This window comes from Romboutsia lituseburensis, from assembly GCF_024723825.1.
Classification (GTDB): domain Bacteria; phylum Bacillota; class Clostridia; order Peptostreptococcales; family Peptostreptococcaceae; genus Romboutsia_F; species Romboutsia_F lituseburensis_A.
The window spans coordinates 1,858,250-1,880,526 of sequence record NZ_JANQBQ010000001.1 but is presented as its reverse complement, the minus strand read 5'-3'; the positions used below and the strand labels follow the sequence as shown (position 1 = coordinate 1,880,526).

The 22,277-nt window shown below is 26.6% G+C and carries 19 protein-coding genes; 18 read left to right on the top strand and 1 reads right to left on the bottom strand.

Annotated elements, in window-relative coordinates; all coding sequences use genetic code 11:
- The first annotated feature begins 47 nt into the window (after positions 1 to 47).
- From NWE74_RS09085 to NWE74_RS09050, 8 genes are all read left to right on the top strand, one after another.
- Positions 48 to 836, top strand: a complete 789-nt coding sequence (locus NWE74_RS09085) for an ABC transporter permease (RefSeq protein ID WP_258242883.1) — start codon at positions 48 to 50, stop codon at positions 834 to 836.
- 12 nt (positions 837 to 848) lie between these two features.
- Positions 849 to 2,111 (top strand): ABC transporter ATP-binding protein, encoded by a 1,263-nt coding sequence (locus NWE74_RS09080; RefSeq protein WP_258242882.1) that lies wholly within the window; start codon positions 849 to 851, stop codon positions 2,109 to 2,111.
- A 13-nt stretch (positions 2,112 to 2,124) separates the two neighbouring features.
- The gene (locus NWE74_RS09075) at positions 2,125 to 3,051 is read left to right on the top strand and encodes a class I SAM-dependent methyltransferase (RefSeq protein WP_258242881.1); all 927 of its coding nucleotides are present in this window, start codon (positions 2,125 to 2,127) and stop codon (positions 3,049 to 3,051) included.
- Positions 3,051 to 4,421 carry a hypothetical protein gene (locus NWE74_RS09070; protein WP_258242880.1) on the top strand — a complete coding sequence of 457 codons (1,371 nt, stop codon included), beginning with the start codon at positions 3,051 to 3,053 and terminating at the stop codon, positions 4,419 to 4,421. The genes NWE74_RS09075 and NWE74_RS09070 overlap by 1 nt, the downstream gene beginning before the upstream one ends.
- Before the next feature lie 32 nt (positions 4,422 to 4,453).
- Complete coding sequence (locus tag NWE74_RS09065; RefSeq protein WP_258242879.1) at positions 4,454 to 6,940, top strand: glycoside hydrolase family 99-like domain-containing protein; 2,487 nt, start codon at positions 4,454 to 4,456, stop codon at positions 6,938 to 6,940.
- Positions 6,941 to 7,077: 137 nt separating this feature from the next.
- Complete coding sequence (locus tag NWE74_RS09060) at positions 7,078 to 7,305, top strand: UDP-N-acetylglucosamine 2-epimerase (RefSeq protein ID WP_258242878.1); 228 nt, start codon at positions 7,078 to 7,080, stop codon at positions 7,303 to 7,305.
- Positions 7,306 to 7,717: 412 nt separating this feature from the next.
- Positions 7,718 to 9,208 carry a glycosyltransferase family 39 protein gene (locus NWE74_RS09055; RefSeq protein WP_258242877.1) on the top strand — a complete coding sequence of 497 codons (1,491 nt, stop codon included), beginning with the start codon at positions 7,718 to 7,720 and terminating at the stop codon, positions 9,206 to 9,208.
- Positions 9,209 to 9,233: 25 nt separating this feature from the next.
- On the top strand, positions 9,234 to 10,184 hold the full coding sequence (locus NWE74_RS09050) for a glycosyltransferase family 2 protein (RefSeq protein WP_258242876.1): 951 nt from the start codon (positions 9,234 to 9,236) through the stop codon (positions 10,182 to 10,184).
- Between the two features lie 197 nt (positions 10,185 to 10,381).
- Here NWE74_RS09050 and NWE74_RS09045 read toward each other — a convergent pair whose 3' ends face one another.
- Positions 10,382 to 10,795 (bottom strand): GtrA family protein, encoded by a 414-nt coding sequence (locus NWE74_RS09045; RefSeq protein ID WP_258242875.1) that lies wholly within the window; start codon positions 10,793 to 10,795, stop codon positions 10,382 to 10,384.
- 298 nt (positions 10,796 to 11,093) lie between these two features.
- Here NWE74_RS09045 and NWE74_RS09040 point away from each other — a divergent pair, with 298 nt between their 5' ends.
- The 10 genes from NWE74_RS09040 to NWE74_RS08995 all read left to right on the top strand — a co-directional run bounded on the left by NWE74_RS09040 (position 11,094) and on the right by NWE74_RS08995 (position 22,276).
- Positions 11,094 to 12,017: a DUF368 domain-containing protein gene (locus NWE74_RS09040; protein ID WP_258242874.1), complete on the top strand. Its 924-nt coding sequence runs from the start codon at positions 11,094 to 11,096 to the stop codon at positions 12,015 to 12,017.
- A 25-nt stretch (positions 12,018 to 12,042) separates the two neighbouring features.
- The gene (locus tag NWE74_RS09035) at positions 12,043 to 13,008 is read left to right on the top strand and encodes a glycosyltransferase family 2 protein (protein WP_258242873.1); all 966 of its coding nucleotides are present in this window, start codon (positions 12,043 to 12,045) and stop codon (positions 13,006 to 13,008) included.
- Between the two features lie 135 nt (positions 13,009 to 13,143).
- Complete coding sequence (gene rfbD, locus NWE74_RS09030) at positions 13,144 to 13,983, top strand: dTDP-4-dehydrorhamnose reductase (RefSeq protein ID WP_258242872.1); 840 nt, start codon at positions 13,144 to 13,146, stop codon at positions 13,981 to 13,983.
- A gap of 104 nt (positions 13,984 to 14,087) precedes the next feature.
- Positions 14,088 to 15,482 (top strand): undecaprenyl-phosphate glucose phosphotransferase, encoded by a 1,395-nt coding sequence (locus NWE74_RS09025; protein WP_258242871.1) that lies wholly within the window; start codon positions 14,088 to 14,090, stop codon positions 15,480 to 15,482.
- A gap of 155 nt (positions 15,483 to 15,637) precedes the next feature.
- Positions 15,638 to 16,210, top strand: coding sequence for a nucleotide exchange factor GrpE (gene grpE, locus NWE74_RS09020; RefSeq protein WP_258242870.1), 573 nt, complete (start codon positions 15,638 to 15,640; stop codon positions 16,208 to 16,210).
- A 21-nt stretch (positions 16,211 to 16,231) separates the two neighbouring features.
- On the top strand, positions 16,232 to 16,885 hold the full coding sequence (locus NWE74_RS09015; RefSeq protein WP_258242869.1) for a tetratricopeptide repeat protein: 654 nt from the start codon (positions 16,232 to 16,234) through the stop codon (positions 16,883 to 16,885).
- Positions 16,886 to 17,022: 137 nt separating this feature from the next.
- On the top strand, positions 17,023 to 17,934 hold the full coding sequence (gene galU, locus NWE74_RS09010; protein ID WP_258242868.1) for a UTP--glucose-1-phosphate uridylyltransferase GalU: 912 nt from the start codon (positions 17,023 to 17,025) through the stop codon (positions 17,932 to 17,934).
- 118 nt (positions 17,935 to 18,052) lie between these two features.
- The gene (locus tag NWE74_RS09005) at positions 18,053 to 19,762 is read left to right on the top strand and encodes an N-acetylmuramoyl-L-alanine amidase (RefSeq protein WP_258242867.1); all 1,710 of its coding nucleotides are present in this window, start codon (positions 18,053 to 18,055) and stop codon (positions 19,760 to 19,762) included.
- A gap of 122 nt (positions 19,763 to 19,884) precedes the next feature.
- Entirely contained in the window at positions 19,885 to 21,552 is a 1,668-nt protein-coding gene (locus NWE74_RS09000) for a family 10 glycosylhydrolase (protein ID WP_258242866.1), read from the top strand.
- A 124-nt stretch (positions 21,553 to 21,676) separates the two neighbouring features.
- Positions 21,677 to 22,276 carry a hypothetical protein gene (locus NWE74_RS08995; RefSeq protein ID WP_258242865.1) on the top strand — a complete coding sequence of 200 codons (600 nt, stop codon included), beginning with the start codon at positions 21,677 to 21,679 and terminating at the stop codon, positions 22,274 to 22,276.
- The last annotated feature ends 1 nt before the right edge of the window (position 22,277 follow it).

Below are 22,277 nucleotides of genomic sequence, written 5' to 3'. Positions count from 1 at the left end.
TATTTTAACATAATTCATTTTATCTATTAATAGAATGGAGTAGTAAGATGTCACTAATAAAAGAATTATATAGAAGTAAAAAACTAATACTAAATCTTGCAAAAAATGATTTTAAAACAAAATATGCAGGATCATACCTAGGTGTATTTTGGGCATTTGTACAACCAGTTATAACAGTACTTATATACTGGTTTGTATTCCAAGTTGGGTTTAAATCCGCTCCTGTAGACGATTTTCCATTTGTTTTATGGCTGGTATCAGGTATTGTACCATGGTTTTTCTTTTCGGATGCACTGGCTAATGCTACGAATAGTTTGATTGAGTATAGTTATTTAGTTAAAAAGGTAGTATTTAAGATTAGTATATTACCTTTAGTAAAAAATATATCTGCATTATTTGTACACATTTTCTTTGTTGGATTTATGATATCTTTATATATTATATATGAAAAATATCCAACGGTGCATGTTATCCAACTGGCATATTATTCTTTTTGTACATTTTGTTTGTCATTGTCACTATCATATGCAACAAGTGCAATAATACCATTTTTTAAAGATTTTGGGCAAATTATAAATATATTTTTACAAATTGGAATGTGGATGACTCCTATAATGTGGAGTTATGATATGATAGCACCACAATACCAATGGATACTTAAATTAAATCCTATGTACTATATATGCCAAGGATATAGAGATACATTAATAGAGCATGTTTGGTTTTGGAATAGATACAACCAAACTATTTATTTTTGGGTAGTTGTAGTAGTTTTATTTGGCATAGGATTTGTTTTATTTAAAAAGTTGAAACCACATTTTTCGGATGTATTATAGTGAGGTGATAATATGAGTGATATAGCAATAAAAGTGGAAAATATAAGTAAGGTTTATAAACTTTATGACAAACCTATGGATAGATTGAAAGAAACGTTAAGTCCTTCTAAAAAGAAATATCATAAAGATCATTATGCACTAGATAATATTTCATTTGAAGTGAAAAAGGGTGAAACTGTTGGTATTATAGGTACAAATGGATCGGGAAAATCTACTTTACTAAAAATGATAACAGGAGTACTAACAGCAACTAGTGGAAATATAACCGTTAATGGTAAGGTATCAGCACTACTTGAGCTAGGTGCTGGATTTAACCCAGAGTATACAGGTATGGAAAATATTTATCTAAACGGTACTATGATGGGATATAGTAGAGAAGAAATGTATAATAAAGTTGAAACTATTATAGAATTTGCTGATATTGGTAGTTTTATTAATCAGCCAGTAAAGACTTACTCTAGTGGTATGTTTGCTAGATTGGCTTTTGCTGTAGCTATAAATGTTGAACCGGATATATTAATAGTTGATGAGGCTCTTAGTGTAGGGGATGTATTTTTCCAAGCTAAGTGTTATAAGAAATTTAATGATTTAAAAAAGGAAGGAAAAACAATATTATTCGTGACTCATGATATGAGTAGTATAATAAAGTACTGTGATAGAACTATATTAATAAATAAAGGTGAATTAATATCAGAAGGTGAATCACCTGATATGGTAGATATATATAAACAAATATTAGTTAATCAATATTCTAAAATAGAAGAAAGTGAATCAATTTTAGAAGAAGTAAGAGGTATGGATTTTATCAATAAATGGTCTGAAAATCTTGTGATTAATCCTAATAAATTAGAGTATGGAAATAGAAATGCAGAAATTATAGATTTTGCAATTATAGATAGTAAAAATAAAATTAATAATACTATAAATAAAGGTGATATTTTTTCTATAAAAATGAAGGTTAAAATGAACAAACAAATAGAAAATCCTATTTATGCTTTTACTATAAAAGATTTAAAAGGAACAGATATAACTGGAACGAATACAATGGTGGAGAATATAGATACAAATGGAAATAGTAGAGAAATCACGATTACATTTAAGCAGAGGTTGGATTTACAGGGAGGTGTATATTTATTATCATTAGGATGTACTGGATATGAAAATGATAATTTTGTAGTTTACAATAGATTATACGATGTTTGTAATATAAACGTATTAGCGGTAAAAAATACTGTGGGCTACTATGATATGAATTCTAAAATTGAGTTAAGCTAAGAAAGGAATGGGTATGGAAGAATATATAGAAAATGTAAAGTTAAACTTAACTTATTATGAAGGTAAGGACTTATACTCAGATGGAGATATAGAAGATGAAATTTTAGAAATTGTTAAAAAGTCTAATTTAGATAATGTTCATAAAATAATAGAAGATAATAATAAATGGCCAATATTGTATCATTTATCTCCCAAAAGAGCGAATATTATAGAATGGATTCCTATACAAAAGAATGAAAGTGTTCTTGAAATTGGAGCTGGATGTGGAGCTATAACTGGAAAATTAGCAGAATTGGCAAATGATGTAACATGTATCGAATTATCTAAAAAAAGAAGTTTAATAAATGCACATAGAAATAAAGATAAAGACAATATAGAAATAATAGTAGGAAATTTTCAAGACATAGAGATCAAAATAGAAAAAAAATATAATTATATAACTCTCATAGGCGTTTATGAGTATGCTGAAGCATATATAACATCTCAAAACCCTTATTTGGATTTTTTAAAAAATATAAAAAGCCATTTGATTGAAGGTGGTAAAATAATAATTGCAATAGAAAATAGGCTAGGGTTAAAGTATTGGGCAGGATGCAAAGAAGATCATACAGGTAAATATTTTGAGGGAATTGAAGGTTACCCAGATTCTAAAGGTGTTAAAACTTTTTCAAAAAATGAAATAGAAGATTTATTAAAAAAAGCAGGATTAAAAAAATATCATTTTTATTATCCATATCCTGATTATAAACTACCAGATATAGTTTACTCTGATGATTACTTACCGAAAAAAGGAGATTTAAACAACAATTTGAAAAATTTTGATATGGACAGAATGATAACATTTAATGAAGAGAGAGTATATAACTCACTTATAGAAAATAACTTATTTACTTTATTTTCTAATTCATATTTAATTATTATAGAAAAGGAAGATTTATAATGAAAAACATTATTTATTCTAAATATACAAATGAAAGAAATTTAAATTTTCAAATAAGAACTAGCATAATAAAAAATAAAGATGGAACCAAAACAGTTGAAAAAGTTGCACTCAATAAAATATCTATACTCCACTTAGAAAATATATATAAAAATTATAAAATATTGAATAAAAAATACTGTTTTAATGAACAAATAAAAGTTAATAAATGTAAGATTAATAAAAATAAATTAGAATTCGAATATATTGAAGGCATAAGCTTGAATGAGATTTTAGATAAGTTACTTCTAGATGGAAGATATGATTTAGCAGTTCTTAAAATAAAAGAGTTTATAGAAGTAATATATAAAACTAGTGGAAAATCAAAAAAATTTGAAAAGACAGAGAAATTTATAGAATTTTTTGGAGATTTAAATTTTCCTAATAACATAGAATCTCTAGAAGTAAATAATATTGATTGTATATTTAGCAATATTATAATAAATGATAAATGGAATGTTATAGATTATGAATGGGTCTTTGAATTTCCAATACCAATAAAATACTGTATATATAGAGCTTTGAATAATTATATAAATACTGAAATTGGAAGTAAATTAAAATCAATAGATATTTATTCAATATTTGGTTTTAATAAAGATGAATTAGAAATTTATAATAAAATGGAGTGTAATTTCCACAATAAAGTAATGATAAATTCTCAATTTTCTCAAGGAGAAAAATATTATTTTGAAAATATGATTGAACCATTTCAAAATATAATAAGAAACAGATATACACAAGTATTTTATAATACAGGCAATGGATTTAATGAAAAAGAATCATACTATATAAAAGAAGAAAATTTTATAGGGAAAAATTCTTATTTTAAAATAAAAATAAATGATAATATGAAAGGTATAAGAATAGACCCAGTATCTACTAATTGTGAAATTGATATTAACAAAATCAATATAATTGATAATTTTAAAAATAAAATAAATATAAAAGATAAAGTACTAATAAATTCTAATATAAAGAAAAAAGACAAACATATATTCTTACACAACGATCCTCAAATTTATATAAATTTAGAAGATTATAATATATTTAATGTTCAATATATTGATATAGATTTAATCATAAATGATATAGATTTTAATATATACAATTATTATGTAGATCAACAAGATTATATACGTGAATTAAATGTTGATATAGAAAATAAACAAAAACATATAAATTATGAATTAGAAGAAAAAAACAAATATAACAAATATATAGAAGAGCTTGAAAATGAATTGGAAACAAAGAATAAGCATATAAAAGAGATTGAAACTAGTAGAGGTTATATATACTTAACAAAGATAAAAAAATTAATAGGAAAATAGAATATAAATAATTAAGATAGGAATGGCAAATTATGAGTAAACAGTTAATAAATAAAAGTGTAATATATTACAAAAAATTTGGATTATCAGAAACTATAAAAAGAGTATTCATATATAGCAATCTAAAAATAAAAAATAAATACTATTCATATTTAATTTCTAAAAATAAAACAGGAGATTATTGGAATGAACTTGAAAAAGTAATTGAATTAAATAGCAATGAAATAGAATTTATTGATATATTCCATGTGCCTATGGGATGGGATACACCATTATTTCAACGTTTTCAGCATATATCATTAAATGTAGGAAAGGTAAATGGTATTTCATTTTATGGGGCACATCCAACTGTAGATAAAGATGTAAAATTCATAAAAAAGATAAATGATAAATTATATCTTGTCAATTTTGAAAATTATGAGGCTAAAATTAAGTTTTTTGAGATAATAGATAAATATTCTGGAACTAAAGTTATAAGATTACAATCAATAGACCTAGCAACAAAGATTGAAGACTTAGAGGAATTTATTAAGAGAGGATATACAATTTTATATGAATATATAGATGAGTTAACTCCTGCTATAACAGGAGATATACCTAGATTTGTTTGGGATAGGCATGAATTTGTCTTAAAAAATGAATCAATAAGTGTAGTAGCAACATCAGATAAACTACTTGAAGATGTTTTTAAATATAGAAATAAAAATTGTATGTTAAGTTGTAATGGTGTTGATTATGAACACTGGAATATAAATAAAAATTCTACTGAAATACCTAATGATATAGAAAATTTAAAAGATGAAGAGAAAATAGTAGTTGGATATCATGGAGCATTAGCGAAGTGGATTGATTATAAATTACTTGAGATGATTGCTAATGATGGACGATATAAATTATTGATAATAGGGTATGAACATGACTTAACTTTTTCAAACAGTGGACTTAAAAAACACAAAAATGTTCAATATATTGGTCATAAATCATATTGGGAACTAAATAAATATTGTAAACAGTATGATATTGCAATAATACCATTTGAAATAAATGATATAACTGAATCTGTATCACCAGTAAAGTTATTTGAGTATATGGCAGCAGAAAAACCAATTGTAACATATAACCTTAAGGAGTGTAGAAAATATGAATCGTGCATAATAGCAAGTGATAAAAATGATTTTGTTGATAAATTATCGATAGCTGCCAACATGAAAACTAATAAAGATTATTTGGAGATATTGAAGAGAGAGGCACTAGAAAATACTTGGTTAGCTAAAACAATTGAGATGAAAGAATTAGTATTTAACAATTTAGATACAAACAAATATCTATTGAATGGATCAACATCTAAGGAGTACAAATCGAAATACATAGAACAAATACTTTCGATACCTGAAAAAAGTAATTCAGATTTTGTACCATTAACTAATATGGGATACGAAAGAGATGAAAAAGATCCTAAAATAATAGCGTACTATCTTCCTCAATTTTATCCATTTAAGGAAAATGATGAATGGTGGGGAAAGGGTACAACAGAATGGAACAACGTATGTAAGTCAGTTCCGCAATACCTAGATCATTATCAGCCGAGGATACCAGGAGAACTAGGGTTCTATGATTTAAGATTGAAGGAAAATATAGCTAGGCAAATAGAATTAGCCAAGATGTATGGTGTATATGGATTTTGCTATTACTATTATTCATTTGATGGAAAAAGATTACTAGATAAACCTTTAGATATGATGCTTGAAGATGAAAGTTTAGATATACCATTTTGTTTATGTTGGGCAAATGAAAATTGGACTAGAAGGTTTGATGGTACGAATTCAGATGTAATAATGAAACAATCAGATACTGTAGAGAGTTACAGAGAGGTAATAAAAGATATTGCTGAATATATGAAAGATAAAAGATATATAGAGGTTGATGGAAAAAAATTACTTATAATATATAGACCATCGTTCATACCAGATTTCGATGAAGTTTTAGATTATTGGAAAGCATATTGTAAAAGTATTGGCCTTGGAGAAATTTATATAATTGCGATAAAAGAGCATACAGCAGATTTAAACCTATTAGACTTAGGTTTTGATGGAGTAGGAGAATTTCACCCGGGAACAATATATAAATATTGTAATGATATAACTAATCAAATAGAGTATATTAGAGATGATTTTAGTGGACAAGTTTTAGACTATAAAGATATAGTAGAAAATAAAAAATACTTCAAATATAACACAGAAAAATTATATAGATCAGTTATGCCTATGTGGGATAATACTGCAAGGAGAAATAATAAGGGTATGATATTTGAGAAATCTACGCCAAAATTATATGAAAAGTGGTTAACGGATGTATTAATAGAAAGTAATAATAAGGACTTAGATGATAATATAGTATTTATAAATGCATGGAATGAATGGGGTGAAGGGACTTACTTAGAGCCAGATAAAAAATTTGGATATGCATACTTACAAGCTACAAAAGATGCACTTGAAAGCAGCAAAAAATATAAGGAATAATTAATTATGAGTTAAAAAAAACAATGATTGTTTTTTGAACAAGAACTCAAACAATAAAAATATGTCCCTTAATTAGAAAGATTAGAGGTAGAAAAAATACAGATACTAATGTATGCGTAACTGGACAATACCGTCAAATGTTAGAACAGGTACTAGCGTTTTTGGATGTAGTACCTGATTATGATTTGGGTACTATAAAAGATAAACAAACACTATTTGATGTACCCAAAAGCATATTAGAAAAAATGAAAATAATATTAGAACAAGAAAAACCGGATGCAGTTTTAGTTTATGGAGATACATCTACTACATTTTCAACAGCGGTTTCAGTATCTTTATTAGCAAATACCAGTAGGTCATGTTGAAGCTAACCTTATGACTTATACTCTCCATTTTCAGAAGAGTTCAATAGACAGTCTAAAGGCATAATGTCTAAGTATAACTTTGCTCGAACTGAAAATCAAAGCAAAACTTGTTAAGCGAAGGTAAATTAGAAAAAATATATATGAAAGTTAAAAAAAATTACTTGATAATAAAGAAGTTTATGAGAGTATGAGTGAGTCAGCAAATCCATATGGTGATAGATTTACATCAAAAAGAATTACTGAAATATTAGAAACTAGCATTTAATTTAATAATAAGAAGAATTTTGATTATTAAAACAATTATAAATAAATATATATTTTAATATAGTTAAGTTTTACATATTTATTTTTAGATAAATCGTAAATAAACAATATAAAAATATATTTATAACTAGAAAAGGAGTATTTTCACATGCAAAATAGTGGAAGAAATATAGACAAATTATATAATATAGCATTTTTATTATGTGCAATGTTTTTTTTCTGGTTCTCAGAAATGTCTATAATAAATAATATAAAAAATGTAAATAGCTACACTTTTCCTATGATAATATGTATAATATGTGTGATTTTTATTACAAAGAATTTGGCTAAATTAGATAATTCTTTAATAAATTCTTTGATAATATTTTTTACTATATTTATAATAAGAAGTATTATAGTTTTTAAGTTTAATCATGTTCCATTTAATGACTTTGAAGTATATTTAGAATCTGCAAAGTTGTTAGCAAATGGTAATATAGCAGATGTAGCAAATGTAGCATATTATAAAAATTTTCCTGAATTGTATGGTTTTATAATATGGGAATCTATTTTAATAAAAATTTTTGGGTATAATTTAATTGCATTAAAAATAGTTAATTGCATTATAGCCGGTGGCATAGGTATAATTATATATTTTATTAGTAAAAATATAAACAAAGAAATAGGAATAATGGCTGGTTTTTTATATGCTATATATCCTTCTCAGATTGTTATGACGTCAGTATTGACAAATCAACATTTAGCTACATTTTTATATCTATTAGCGATACTAATTATTCAATATAAGATAATAGATGAGCTTAATATAGGTAAAAATTTACTTTGGGGTTCTATAGTTGGTGTAATTATTTGCATTGGAAATATTATAAGACCAATTGCACCACCTATTATCATAGCAATTATAACATTTTTTGTAATAAATAGATTTAAGCTAATAAAAATAAACTATATTGCAATAGCTATTATATTTATTATACCAATATCATTTTTTATGACTGGAAAATTGTATGATTTAACTTTATATAAAATAGGTTTAACTGAAAGTATAAGCCAAAAATCTGATTTAAGATATAAATTTATTGTAGGACTGAATAAGGAAAGTAATGGACAATATTCAGATAAAATTATGAATGAATTTTGGGGATTAGATGAAGAACATAGAAATGACATGTTTAAAGACGTAATAAATTCTAACATTAAAGAACCAATAATTCTATTTGATTTAATAAAAGAAAAAATGAATGTCTTATTTGGTATTCCAGATAACTCATATTATTGGCTAACTAATAAAAATAAAGAAATTTTGATGTTTGAAAGTCAAAATACGCTAGATAATGCAAATACTATAAATAATATAAATAGATATGAAAATATATATAATTCTGTTGAATCATCTTTCAATTCTATATTATATTTTATGGCAGCGCTTGGAGCTTTAATATTCAGTAAAAATAATAAAAAAGAATGGGTTAAGTTATTAATGTTAATTTTAATGTCATATATATTTGTATACTGTATAATAGAAGTTCAAGCTAGATACAGATATTTTTTAATGCCATTTGTTATAATTTTTGCTTCTTATTCAATGATATATATAAGCAACTATGTAAAAAATAAATGTATTAAAAGTAAACTATAGAAGTTAGAATTAAGGAGATTAACAAATGAAAAAAATTATATATCTAGTGATTCCTTGTTATAATGAGGAGGCAGTTTTATATGAAACTTCAAAACAGTTAGAAATAAAAATGTCTAAATTAATGGAAAATAATAAAATTTCTAATAAAAGTAAAATTGTATTTATAAACGATGGATCAAAGGATTCAACATGGAATATAATAACGGATTTACATAATAAAAGTAAAATATTTTCAGGTATAAATTTATCAAAGAATAGAGGTCATCAAAATGCATTAGTAGCAGGGTTAATGACGGTTAGAAAATATTGTGATGCAGCTATTTCTTTAGATGCGGATTTACAAGATGACATAAGCGTAATAGATGAATTTATAGATAAATTTATAGAGGGATATGATATAGTATATGGTGTTAGAAATTCAAGAAAAAAGGATACGTATTTTAAACGTTTAACTGCACAAGGATTTTATAAATTTATGAACAAAATGGGAGCAAATATAGTTTATAATCATGCCGATTATAGATTAATGAGTAAAAGAGCTTTAGATGGATTGAAAGAATTTAAAGAAGTAAATCTATTTTTAAGAGGAATTATACCTATGATAGGTTATAAAACTGACATAGTCGAGTACGAACGCCATGAGCGTTTTGCAGGTGAATCAAAATATCCGTTTAAGAAAATGATGTCATTTGCTATTGATGGCATTACATCATTAAGTATAAAGCCAATTAGATTTATTACAGGACTAGGTTTTACGATATTTGCAATTAGTATAATAATGTTATTATATTTTTTAAATACATATTTTAGAGGTAAAGCTATTGAAGGATGGACAACTATAGTTATATCCATGTGGTCGATTGGAGGGTTGCAACTTCTTGCAATCGGTATAATTGGAGAATATATAGGGAAGATTTATATGGAAGTTAAAAGTAGACCAAGATTTATAATAGAAGAATTTTTAAATGAAAAATAGATACATAATATATAAAATATCATTGTTGTTGGATGGGGATTCTGACAAGTGTGACATTTTATATGATAGAGCCTAATCATAATATTAAGGAAAAAGTGTATATATTGAAATATTAAATAAGCATTAATTGAAAATTTTCTAAACTGAAAATACTGGAATAAAATTTTATTCCAGTATAAAGTGCTATTATTAATATACTATATATTTGTATTTAATGGTTTTAGCTTAAGCGCAAACTTAACTACTAAAAAGTTTATTGGGACAGATATCATAAATATGAATATAGGTGCAATAATTCTATTGATTCCTATATTTATATAAACATTTAATAATATTAACTGAAGAGAATAGTTAAATGCATGGGCTATAAAAAATCTAAAACCTCTATTTAGACTAGGCTTAGTATTAAATGTAAAATAGTTGGAAGCAAAAAAATTAAATATAAAACTTAAAATATATCCAATTGTATAGGCTAGATTATATTGTAATTTAATTACTTGAAGTATAAAATATATAGCATAATGTATAGCAGTAGCTAATCCCCCAACTATAACAAATTTTATAAACTCAAAGGCTTTAGTATTAGATTTTAATTTAGATAAATAGTTCATAAGTTTTAGCTCCTATAATAAATTTTGACTATAAAATTATAATATTAAAATTAAAATTAATCAATAAATAAAAAATTTAGATTTTAGTTTTTTATCTAAAGATAGATATATTTTAAAATAGACAATCAATAACGTATTAAATATTATATGAAGTCAATGTATGGTTATTGAAGCCGTTCAAATAAAGACCAAATATGATAAAATATTTAAGTATAGGGGATATGACAATGATAGTCATATCCTTTTATTTATTAAATTTAATAAGATAGAAGATAATATGATTTAAAGAGAGGGATTTATGTATATATTAAATTTTATAAGAGGCCTTTGCATGGCAATAGCTGATAGTGTACCTGGAGTATCGGGAGGTACAGTTGCATTTATACTAGGATTTTATGACAATTTTGTAAATTCACTAAATAACTTAATATTAGGGAGTAAAATAGAGAGAAAAAACTCATTAAGGTTTTTATCAAAAATAGCAATAGGATGGGTTGTAGGTTTTATACTATCAGTATTATTTATAACAACCATTTTTGAAAAAAACATATATAAAATAAGCTCTTTATTTCTAGGGTTTATAATAGCATCTATTCCATTAATAATTAATTCAGAGAAAAAAATATTAAAAGATAATCAGAAAAATATAGTTTTTTTAATAATAGGTATTATTGTGGTAGGATCTATAACTTATTTTAACCCAATAACAAAAGGTGGATATAATTTTTCTGTTAGGTCGGATAATTTAAGCATATTATTTGCAATATATATATTTGTATCTGGTATGATTGCTATATCAGCAATGGTGCTACCTGGAATATCAGGTTCAACGATACTTTTAATATTTGGACTATATGCTCCAATACTAAGTGCATTAAAACAAGTTTTTAAATTAAACTTTGAATACCTACCAGCTATAATTATATTTATAAGTGGTATAATAGTAGGGATTTTAATAACATTAAGAGTGGTAAGGAGATTGCTTAGAAACTTTAGACCACAAACTATATATTGTATTGTAGGTCTGATGATAGGGTCTATATATGCAGTTATTATGGGGCCTACTTCTCTAGAAATACCTAGACCACCAATGAATATATCAACATTTAATATATTATTCTTTGCTATTGGTGCTATATTAGTTCCGTCACTAGAGAAGCTTAGAAGTGTATCAAAATCTAAAAAAATACAGTGTGAAGATTTAGAAAGTAGTTGCCAATAGTATCAAATAAAATATGGAGAAAATTATGATAGATATAGTAATACCAAATTATAATGGAAATAAATATTTAAAAGAATGTATAGATTCATTATATATTCAAACATACTCTAATTTTAGAGTTATAATAATAGACAATGCATCAACAGATAGTAATTATAAATGGTTAGATAAATACGAAAATATAGTATTTAAAAGATTAGACCGAAACTATGGATTTGATAAAGCAGTTAATGAGGGGATCAAATTATCAAATACTGAATATGTAGTTTTACTAAATAATGATACGGTAGCTAGAAAATATTGGTTAGAAAATTTAATAAAATGCATAAAAAGTGATGATAAGATATTTTCAGTATGTTCTAAAATGATAAGGTATGATGATAAAAATATTATAGATGATGCAGGGGATGAATACAATGCATTAGGTTGGGGATATAAAATAGGTGATGGACAGCCTATAACTTCACACATTGATACTAAAGAAGTATTTAGTTCATGTGCAGGTGCTGCTATATACAGACGAAGTGTTCTTGATGAAATAGGATACTTTGATGAACAGTTCTTTGCATATATGGAGGATATAGATATATCATATAGAGCCAAGATATATGGATATAAAAATATATACTGTGCTGATGCTCATATATATCATATAGGTAGTGCAACGTCAGGTAGCAAATACAATGCATTTAAGGTAAAGTTAGCTGCTAGAAATAATGTATATGTACCATATAAAAATATGCCAATTATACAACTAATTATAAACCTACCATTTTTAATATTAGGGTTTTTAGTTAAGTATTTATTCTTTATTAAAAAAGGATTTGGGACAGAATATATTAACGGATTTATAGAAGGGCTACAAACTTTAAATAAGGTAAGTAAGGTTAAGTTTAAATTTAAAAATATAGTTAATTATATAAATATAGAATATGAGTTATTAGTAAATACTATAAAGTATGTATTGATTAAATTAAAACTAATAAGGTAACATACAAGCTATGGATTTAAAATCTATAGCTTTATTTTTATAGATAATAAATACATTGACACATAGGTAAATCGAATTTTATAGATATAAATATGATATAATTGATATACAGAAGCTTGAAAAAGGAGTTAAACTATGAAAAAAGTATTAGTAACAGGAGTAAATGGACAATTAGGTCACGATGTAGTAAAAGAATTAAATAAAAGAGGTTATGAAGCTATTGGTGTAGATAGAGAAGTGATGGATTTAACTGATGGAGAAGCCATAAAAAGAAATATATATAACAATAACTTAGATGGAATTATACACTGCGCCGCATATACAGCAGTTGATGCAGCAGAGGATAATACAGATATGTGTGAAACTGTAAATTCACGAGCAGTCAAAGAAATAGCTTTAGGTGCAAAAGAGTTAGATATTCCAATAATATATATAAGCACTGACTATGTATTTGATGGAAGTAAAGAGGGGGAGTATGTTGAAACTGATAATATATGCCCTATAAATGTATATGGTCGTACTAAATATGAAGGAGAAGCATTTGTAAGAGATATCATTGATAAACATTATATAGTTAGAATATCATGGGTATTTGGTCAAAATGGAAACAACTTTATAGATACAATGATTAGGCTATCTAAAGACAGAGATGAGTTAAATGTTATAAATGATCAGGTAGGTTCTCCTACATATACTAAAGATTTAGCACCACTTTTAGTTGATATGCTTGAAAGTGATAAATATGGAACATATCATGCAACAAATGAAGGATTCTGTTCTTGGTATGAATTTGCTAAAAAGATATTTGAACTAGCTAATATTGATATGAAAGTCAATCCAATAACAACAGATATGTATCCTACAAAAGCTACTAGACCTTTAAATAGTAAAATGAGTAAAGAGAAGCTAAAACAAAATGGATTTAAAACATTAAGAAATTGGGAATATGCTTTAAAAGATTATTTAAGTGAATAGGATAAACAGAATTAGTAAAATTTAATAGCTAATTAAAAATATGAAAATACTACAAAATATGATAAAATACTTTAGTATATATAATTACTAAAGTAGGTGTTAACATGATTAGGGAAAATCAAAAATATTTAAATAAACTACAAGTAATTATGGATATGGTAATAATAGTTATATCCTTTTTACTTGCATATTATCTTAGGTTTTATATTTTAGACGGTAGCATATCAATGATGTTTAATCATTCATTTACACCAATATTGATATCACTACCGATGTATTTCATATTATATAATCTATTCGATTTATACAGTCCTCAAAGAACAAAAAATATATACAAGGAAATCTCATCAATAATAAAAGTAAATTTTATAGGGTTATTACTATTAATATTAGGTTTGTATGTATTTAAAATATTGAACTTTTCAAGAATAGTGTTAGCATTATTTATAATATTAAACACTATTATAACAAGCCTAAGCAGAATTGCATTAAGGTATACATTAAGAAAATATAGAGCAAATGGATTGAATCAAAAGCATTGTTTAATAATTGGGGCAACGGATATATCTAAACAATTGATAGCTAAAATACACAAAAATAAACATTGGGGATACAATATAGCTGGTGTTATAGATAATAACAAAGAAATAAATGATTTATATTGTTATCAAAAAGTAGTTGGAAAATTTGATGATTTAGAATCTTACTTAAATAAGACTCATATAGACATAGTATTTATAGCTATAGATGCTAAAGATTTTGTGGAAATTGGATATTTGATAAAAAAATGTGAGAAATATGGAGTTAAAACTAATATAATTCCATACTATCAAAAATATGTACCTGCTAGACCTCATATGGATGATTTAGATGGATTAAGTATAGTTGACACTAGATATGTGCCATTAGATAATCATTTTTTAGCATTTACAAAAAGGATCTTTGATATATTATTTTCACTATTCGCAATAATACTAACATCACCAATAATGATTTTATCAGTTATAATGATAAAATTAACATCACCAGGACCTCTTATATACAAACAAGAAAGAGTCGGTCTAAATAGAAAAAATTTTCATATGTATAAATTTAGATCAATGAAAGTTCAAAAAGAAGAAGAAGAAAAAACACAGTGGAGTACTAAAAATGACCCAAGAAAAACTAAATGGGGATCATTTATGAGAAAAACTAGTATTGATGAACTTCCTCAATTTTTTAATGTATTAAAAGGTGATATGAGTATAATAGGTCCAAGGCCAGAAAGACCTTATTTTGTTGAAAAGTTTAAAGAAGAGATTCCTAGGTATATGATAAAACATCAAGTAAGACCAGGAATTACAGGATGGGCTCAGGTATGTGGATATAGAGGAGACACGTCTATAGAAGGGCGTATAGAGCATGATTTATATTATATTGAAAATTGGACATTCTTCTTTGATATAAAGATAGTATTTTTAACTGTATTTAAAGGATTTGTTAATAAAAATGCTTATTAATATAAATATATTGTAAAAAAATATGAAGACACATGGACTAGAGTAAAAGCTCTAGTTTTTTTGTATACAAAAATAATACACAAAAGCTGTAAAAACACATCAACTTAAGTCGTATAATATATATATAATACAAAAATTGGTAGGAAGTGATATGTTTGACGGAATTAATAATCGGAGGAATAAGAACTAGATTTGAAAAGAAAAAGCAATTCAAGGATTTTGATCAGTCTTTTACCGAAGGAGAGATACAAGAGCTAGAAGAAACAGTAGAAGCGTGTCTAAATACTAAAGATAATGGGGACGAGCAGAATAAAATTAAATCTTTTTCTAATTTATCAGAGGAAGAAATAAACAAGCTTCAACAAGAGTGTATATCATTAAAAAACAATCTAGATGAAAAGCAAGAATTTAACTCTAAAATATTAAATAAGATAATAGCCATACTAGATCAAGTAGAGGAAATACACAGGTATGCATTAGAAGTAGAAGATATTACCCTTAGACAATACTTAGTAGGCATCAAAGAACAAATTGATAAAGAAATAAATGAAATAGAGATACAAGAAATAAAGTGTATAGGAAAAATTGTGGATGAAAAACTTCATAAGTGTGTTCAAATAGTGGAGTCTGAAGGGAAATTACAAAATGAAATAGTACATGTAACCCAAAAAGGATATTTATTAAAAGGAGAAGTGCTTAGAGAAGCTTCTGTAATGGCAGCTAAATAGATACAATATAGGAGTAAATAAATGGATACAATTATTAAGAAAGCTTATAGATGCTATAATAAAGCATTAAATTTAATAGAAAATAGAAAAGTATCTTTAGCTAAAGTTGAATTAAAAAAAGCGGTCGATGCATATCCAAGAGATATAGATATATTAAACTTAATGGGGGTATGTGAATACTACTTATGTGATTTTGAAGAAGCATATAAGTACTGGACTAAAAGCTTAAAAATAATGGAGCAAGACAATCATGCTAAGGAGTATATAGATTTTTTAGCTAGTGAAGAATTTGATAAGTTAGCTATAAATTATAACAAGGCGGTAGAATATGTTTCACAAGAAAAATATAAAATTGCTATTATTATATTAAAAAGGATAATAAAAGATTATGACGAGTTAATAGAGCCTTACGAAATTTTGACTATGTGTTATTTAAAATTAAAAAAAACCGAGGAGGCAGAAAGATGCTTAGACCAATTATTACAAAAAGACTATGAAAATTTATATTATATGAAAAGTAAATATAAGTTGAAGTCTATTGTAGGTCAAAAGCCTGAAGAAAGTAAATTATACAAAAATATAAAAAGATTTAGAAATATAGGGGTTGTACTACTTATAATAATACTAATACTAGTGCTCGTAATGATAATACGATACATACCTCAACATATTTAAATCTAACAAATTGACATAAAAAGTAATTGCTTATATAATTAATATAGTAGTAAAAAAAGCTCTTCATTTGCAGGAAGAGCTTTTTTTACGTCATCAAAAGACGATTAAATAAGAATATAATGTAGGGAGAGTTGTTCATGAGAAAAACAATTAAGAAAGCTATAATACCAGCAGCTGGATTAGGGACTAGATTTTTACCAGCTACAAAATCACAACCCAAAGAAATGTTACCAATAGTTGATAAACCAACACTTCAATATATAATAGAGGAAGCTATAGAATCAGGAATAGAAGAGATATTAATAGTTACTGGTCGTAGCAAAAAATCAATAGAAGATCATTTTGACCGCAGTATAGAGCTAGAGCTAGAGCTAGAGCAAAAAGGAAAAACAGAAATGTTAAAAATGGTTCAAGATATATCAAACATGGTAAATATACACTATATTAGACAAAAAGAGCCTAAAGGCCTAGGTCATGCAATTCATTGTGCAAAAAGTTTTATAGGTGATGATGCTTTTGCGGTACTATTAGGAGATGATATAGTGGATAGTCATACTCCGTGCTTAAAACAGCTTATAAAAGCATACGATGAATACCATACATCAATATTAGGTGTACAAGAAGTAGCTAAAGAAGATGTGAATAAATACGGAATTTTAGATGTTAAGCATATAGAAAATAGGGTATATAAGGTAAAAGATATGGTCGAGAAGCCAGATTTAGATAAATCTCCGTCGAATATAGCTATATTAGGTAGATATATAATAACACCAGCTATATTTGATGTATTAGAAAATCAACAACCAGGAAAAGGTGGAGAAATACAATTAACAGATGCTTTAAAAACATTAGCAGAGCATGAAGCTATATATGCATATAATTTTGAAGGAAAAAGATATGATGTAGGGGATAAGCTAGGATTTTTAGAAGCAACAGTTGACTTTGCTCTTAAAAGACCAGAATTAAAAGATGAGTTCATGGAGTTTTTAATAAAAAAAGTAAATGCTCAAGAAGTTGAAATAAGTGAAGTTGCAATAGATAAGGAATAATTTTTGGAATATTTTTAGTTATAAAAAACTTTATTTTATCAAATTACTTGTGATAATATAAATATATGACATAAAAATACACATTAATACAAAATACTAAAGAAAGGGAGTTGAATGAATGAGTATAAGGAAAAGGATAGTAGGAGCTATATTATCACTAAGTTTATTAACGATGATACCTGTTTTATCAAATGCTTCAATAGCATATGCAGATAATAAAACAGAAGTTGAATTTAAATCTGTTATCGAAAAGTATAATCCTGAGGATTTAGTCATAGAAAATGGGATATCGTTAAAGCTAAATGAAAATCTAGATTTATCGGATCATCCCAATTGGGAAATATCAAATAAGGATGTAGCATCTATAAATAATAATGGTATGCTAACACCAATTAAAGAAGGAACTACATTTTTAAGTCAAAAAATAGGTTCAAAAGTACATATAGTAGAAGTTTATGTGTACAAAGAAGAACCAAAATATTTACAATCAGAATCAAATGCAAGAGCTAGCAGAAACTATTATAAAGTTTTTATTGACCCAGGACATGGAGGTTCAGATTCAGGAGCAACTGGATTTGGGCGAACTGAAAAACAATTAAATATGGAAATTGCAAATAGAGTAAAATCAAAATTAGAAGCTAAAGGTGTTCAAATAAATATGAGTAGAACAACTGATGTTTACCTAACATTAGCTGAAAGAGCTCAACTTGCTAATTCGTATGGTGCTGATGTATTTGCATCTATACATCAAAACTCAGCTGGTTCTAGTGATGCTAATGGTATAGAAACATTTCATCATATAGATAAAGATTCTCATAGACCATTGAGTGCAGATATACAAACAAATTTAATTGCAGAAACTAATGCTAAGGATAGAGGCGTAAAATCAGCTAACTTTGGGGTTTTGAGAATGTCAAATATGCCATCTACATTAGTGGAATGTGGATTCATATCTAATCAAATAGAATCATCAAGATTAGGGGATCCAGCGTACCAAGAAAAAGTAGCTACAGCAATATCTAATGGTATATACAAGTATCTAAAGGATAATATAAAATTAGATGAAGATACAACAAATCCACCTTTAACAGTTATTGATAATGGAACTGTAACATCAACAGATCCGTTAAATATAAGAAGTGGATATGGAGTAGGATATTCAATAATAGGTACTTTATCTACAGGATCTAGAGTAGAAATAGTAGATAAAAAAGATGGATGGTACAAAATAAAGTATAACGGAGGATATGGATGTGTATCTGGTAATTATATAAAACTAGATAGCCAAACAAATCCAGATCCAAACTCTAAGTTCACAGATTTAAATAATCATTGGGCAAAGGAAGTAATACTTGATTTTGCAGATAAAGGTTATATAAATGGATACGTTGATAATACATTCAAGCCAGACAATGATATAACAAGAGCAGAATTTGTAAAAGTTGTAAATCGTGTATTTGGATTAACTAATTCAGATGAAATCACAGAGTTAAATTTTACAGATGTTAGTTCTTCTGAATGGTACTACAAAGATTTATGTATAGCTAAACAAGCAGGTTATATAAATGGATATGATGATAATACATTCAGACCAAATGGAAAAATAACAAGACAAGAAGCAGCTAGTATAGTTGCAAGTATAGCAAATTTATATGGAGATGGAAATCTTAACTTTGCTGATAACAATCAAATAGATGAATGGGCTAAAGGCTCAGTTGATGCTGTAAGCGATAATGATGTTATGGGTGGATATGATGATAATACATTTAAGCCTAAAAATAGCATAACAAGAGCAGAAGCAGTGTCAACATTATCCAGAGTAAAATAAAAGAAAAAGGATATAATCGAAAGAATATATCCTTTTTCTTTTATTTTTATACAAAAAATGATAAAATTTACTATGTATAAAATCTATAATAACATCTATAAAGCTAAAAGGAGATTGAGAAAATGAAAAAAATATTAGCGTTTTTGATGGTGTTTTGTATGATTGCTGTAGGGGGAATAAGCTCGAATATATATGCTAATAGTACAGATATGCAAGCAGCATGGATTACTACTGTATTTAATGCAGATTGGCCTAAGGCAAAAAACAGTCCACAATCACAGAAACAAGAAATGATAAAAATATTAGACACTTTAAAGTCTACAGGAATAGACACTGTAATGTTTCAAGCAAGAACTGAAGGGGATGCTTTATACAAATCTAGCATAAATCCATGGTCAAAAGTATTAACAGGAACACAAGGTAAAGATCCCGGATATGATCCTCTTGAATTTGTATTACAAGAAGCACACAAAAGAGGTATGAAAGTTCATGTATGGTTAAATCCATATAGAGCATCAACGACTTCAACAGGTACAGATGTAAATAAGCTAAGTCCTAATCACCAAGCAAGAAAAAATCCTTCTTGGGTAATTAATTATAACAACATGCTATATTTTAATCCAGAATTACCACAGGTAAAACAACATATTGTAGATACAGTAGCAGAAATAGTATCTAATTATGATGTTGATGGAGTGCACTTTGATGATTATTTCTATCCATCTAAATATCCATTACCAGCAGGTGAAGGTAGGGATGGTAAAGTAGCCAATGAAAGAAGAAGTCATATCAATGATATGATATCTCAAGTAAAATCTAAAGTAAAATCAATAAAGCCATCTGTTTTATTTGGGGTGAGTCCAAGTGGAATATGGAAAAATAAATCAAGTGATTCAAATGGTTCAGATACAAGAGGAAATGAAAGTTATTACTCTGATTATGCAGATACTAGAATGTGGGTAAAAAATAATATGGTAGACTACATAGTACCACAAATCTATTGGCAAACTGGACATTCAGCAGCTGACTATGAAACACTTGTAAAATGGTGGTCTAATGTAGCTAAAGGTACAAATGTAAAACTTTACATAGGTCATGGTATATATAAGGATGAAGTAGCTACTCAAATTGATAAGCAACTACAAATAAATACTAAATATAATGAGGTCAGTGGAAGTGTGTATTATACAACAATAGATATACTTAACAATAGAGAAGGATGTAGAGATAAGATAAAAACATTTTTATCAAATAATCCTCCATCAGACAATACTTCAATAATAGATATCAAAAATCATTGGGCATATGAGGCAATAGCTTCGTTTATTGAAAAGGGATATGTAGGTGGATATGAAGACAATACATTTAGACCAGACAATTCAATAACAAGAGCTGAATTTGTTAAAATATTAAATGGTGTATTTAATATTACAAATTCAAGTGAAAAAGTATTTATAGATACAGCAGATCATTGGGCAAAACATGATATAGATATAGCAGTAACAAATGGAGTATGTAGCGGGAAAACAGAAACAGAATTTAAACCAGATGATTTAATAACAAGAGAAGAAGCTGCTACTATGATAGCTAACTATAAAAAGATAGCTGATGCTAACTTAGATAAACTAAGTAAGTATAATGATGCAGGTGAGGTATCTGATTGGGCTAAACCTTCAGTAGAAGGAAGTATAGAAAAAGGATACGTAGGTGGATATAGTGATAATACTATAAAGCCTAAGAATAATATAACAAGAGCAGAAGCTGTAGTTATATTAAGCAGAGTCAATTAAATGAATACAAAACACCTTAATATATATATTTACAAATTAAGGTGTTTTTTGCTTTAAAAAAAATAACACAAATGGTATTATTTTGTAGTAGACAAAAAGTTTTATAAAATGGGGGAACAGACAGATGAAAAAAATCATAACCATGGTAACTATATTATCTATAGGATTAGGTGCTTTTGTAGTGTTTAAGAGAGATAATAAAGTTTCATATAACAAAGATCAAGCATTTAGCGCAAGTTATGCAATACCACAAGATCTTGAGCAATTAAAGGAAAAAAGTCCTATAATTGTACAAGGAAGATTTACAGGAAAAAGAGAGGCAGATAAGGATAAAAATATTATAGGTCCTTCAACTATTTCACAGTTCAAAGTAGACGAAGTATATAAAGGAAATATAGGTAAAAAAACTGTATCTGTAATAGAGCCATTTGAGATAGAGAAAAAGGACTTTGCTAATATTGAGGGATATATCCCTATGATAGAAAATCAAGACTATGTACTTTTTTTAAGAGAAAATGATACAGAATTTGGCAAACAATATACAATTATATCAATAAGTTTTGGTAAATATAATTTATCAAATGAAAATGAAGTAAAAGAGCAAACAAAAGAAATAAAGTATTTTGATGAAGTTAAAAAACAAGATTTTATACCTCAATCTCCGCAGGAATGCAAGATTTATAATAATATAAAAGAAGATATAGTTGACAACTATAAAAATTAGG

Bases quoted from the DNA above. Each gene is read 5' to 3' on its own strand.
- NWE74_RS09040 (WP_258242874.1), top strand. From the start codon at position 11,094: ATGTATATATTAAATTTTATAAGAGGCCTTTGCATGGCAATAGCTGAT.
- NWE74_RS09060 (WP_258242878.1), top strand. From the start codon at position 7,078: ATGTTAGAACAGGTACTAGCGTTTTTGGATGTAGTACCTGATTATGAT.
- NWE74_RS08995 (WP_258242865.1), top strand. From the start codon at position 21,677: ATGAAAAAAATCATAACCATGGTAACTATATTATCTATAGGATTAGGT.
- NWE74_RS09065 (WP_258242879.1), top strand. From the start codon at position 4,454: ATGAGTAAACAGTTAATAAATAAAAGTGTAATATATTACAAAAAATTT.
- NWE74_RS09025 (WP_258242871.1), top strand. From the start codon at position 14,088: ATGATTAGGGAAAATCAAAAATATTTAAATAAACTACAAGTAATTATG.
- rfbD (WP_258242872.1), top strand. From the start codon at position 13,144: ATGAAAAAAGTATTAGTAACAGGAGTAAATGGACAATTAGGTCACGAT.
- NWE74_RS09050 (WP_258242876.1), top strand. From the start codon at position 9,234: ATGAAAAAAATTATATATCTAGTGATTCCTTGTTATAATGAGGAGGCA.
- NWE74_RS09000 (WP_258242866.1), top strand. From the start codon at position 19,885: ATGAAAAAAATATTAGCGTTTTTGATGGTGTTTTGTATGATTGCTGTA.
- NWE74_RS09075 (WP_258242881.1), top strand. From the start codon at position 2,125: ATGGAAGAATATATAGAAAATGTAAAGTTAAACTTAACTTATTATGAA.
- NWE74_RS09035 (WP_258242873.1), top strand. From the start codon at position 12,043: ATGATAGATATAGTAATACCAAATTATAATGGAAATAAATATTTAAAA.
- NWE74_RS09085 (WP_258242883.1), top strand. From the start codon at position 48: ATGTCACTAATAAAAGAATTATATAGAAGTAAAAAACTAATACTAAAT.
- NWE74_RS09015 (WP_258242869.1), top strand. From the start codon at position 16,232: ATGGATACAATTATTAAGAAAGCTTATAGATGCTATAATAAAGCATTA.
- NWE74_RS09070 (WP_258242880.1), top strand. From the start codon at position 3,051: ATGAAAAACATTATTTATTCTAAATATACAAATGAAAGAAATTTAAAT.
- galU (WP_258242868.1), top strand. From the start codon at position 17,023: ATGAGAAAAACAATTAAGAAAGCTATAATACCAGCAGCTGGATTAGGG.
- NWE74_RS09045 (WP_258242875.1), bottom strand. From the start codon at position 10,795: ATGAACTATTTATCTAAATTAAAATCTAATACTAAAGCCTTTGAGTTT.
- NWE74_RS09080 (WP_258242882.1), top strand. From the start codon at position 849: ATGAGTGATATAGCAATAAAAGTGGAAAATATAAGTAAGGTTTATAAA.
- NWE74_RS09055 (WP_258242877.1), top strand. From the start codon at position 7,718: ATGCAAAATAGTGGAAGAAATATAGACAAATTATATAATATAGCATTT.
- NWE74_RS09005 (WP_258242867.1), top strand. From the start codon at position 18,053: ATGAGTATAAGGAAAAGGATAGTAGGAGCTATATTATCACTAAGTTTA.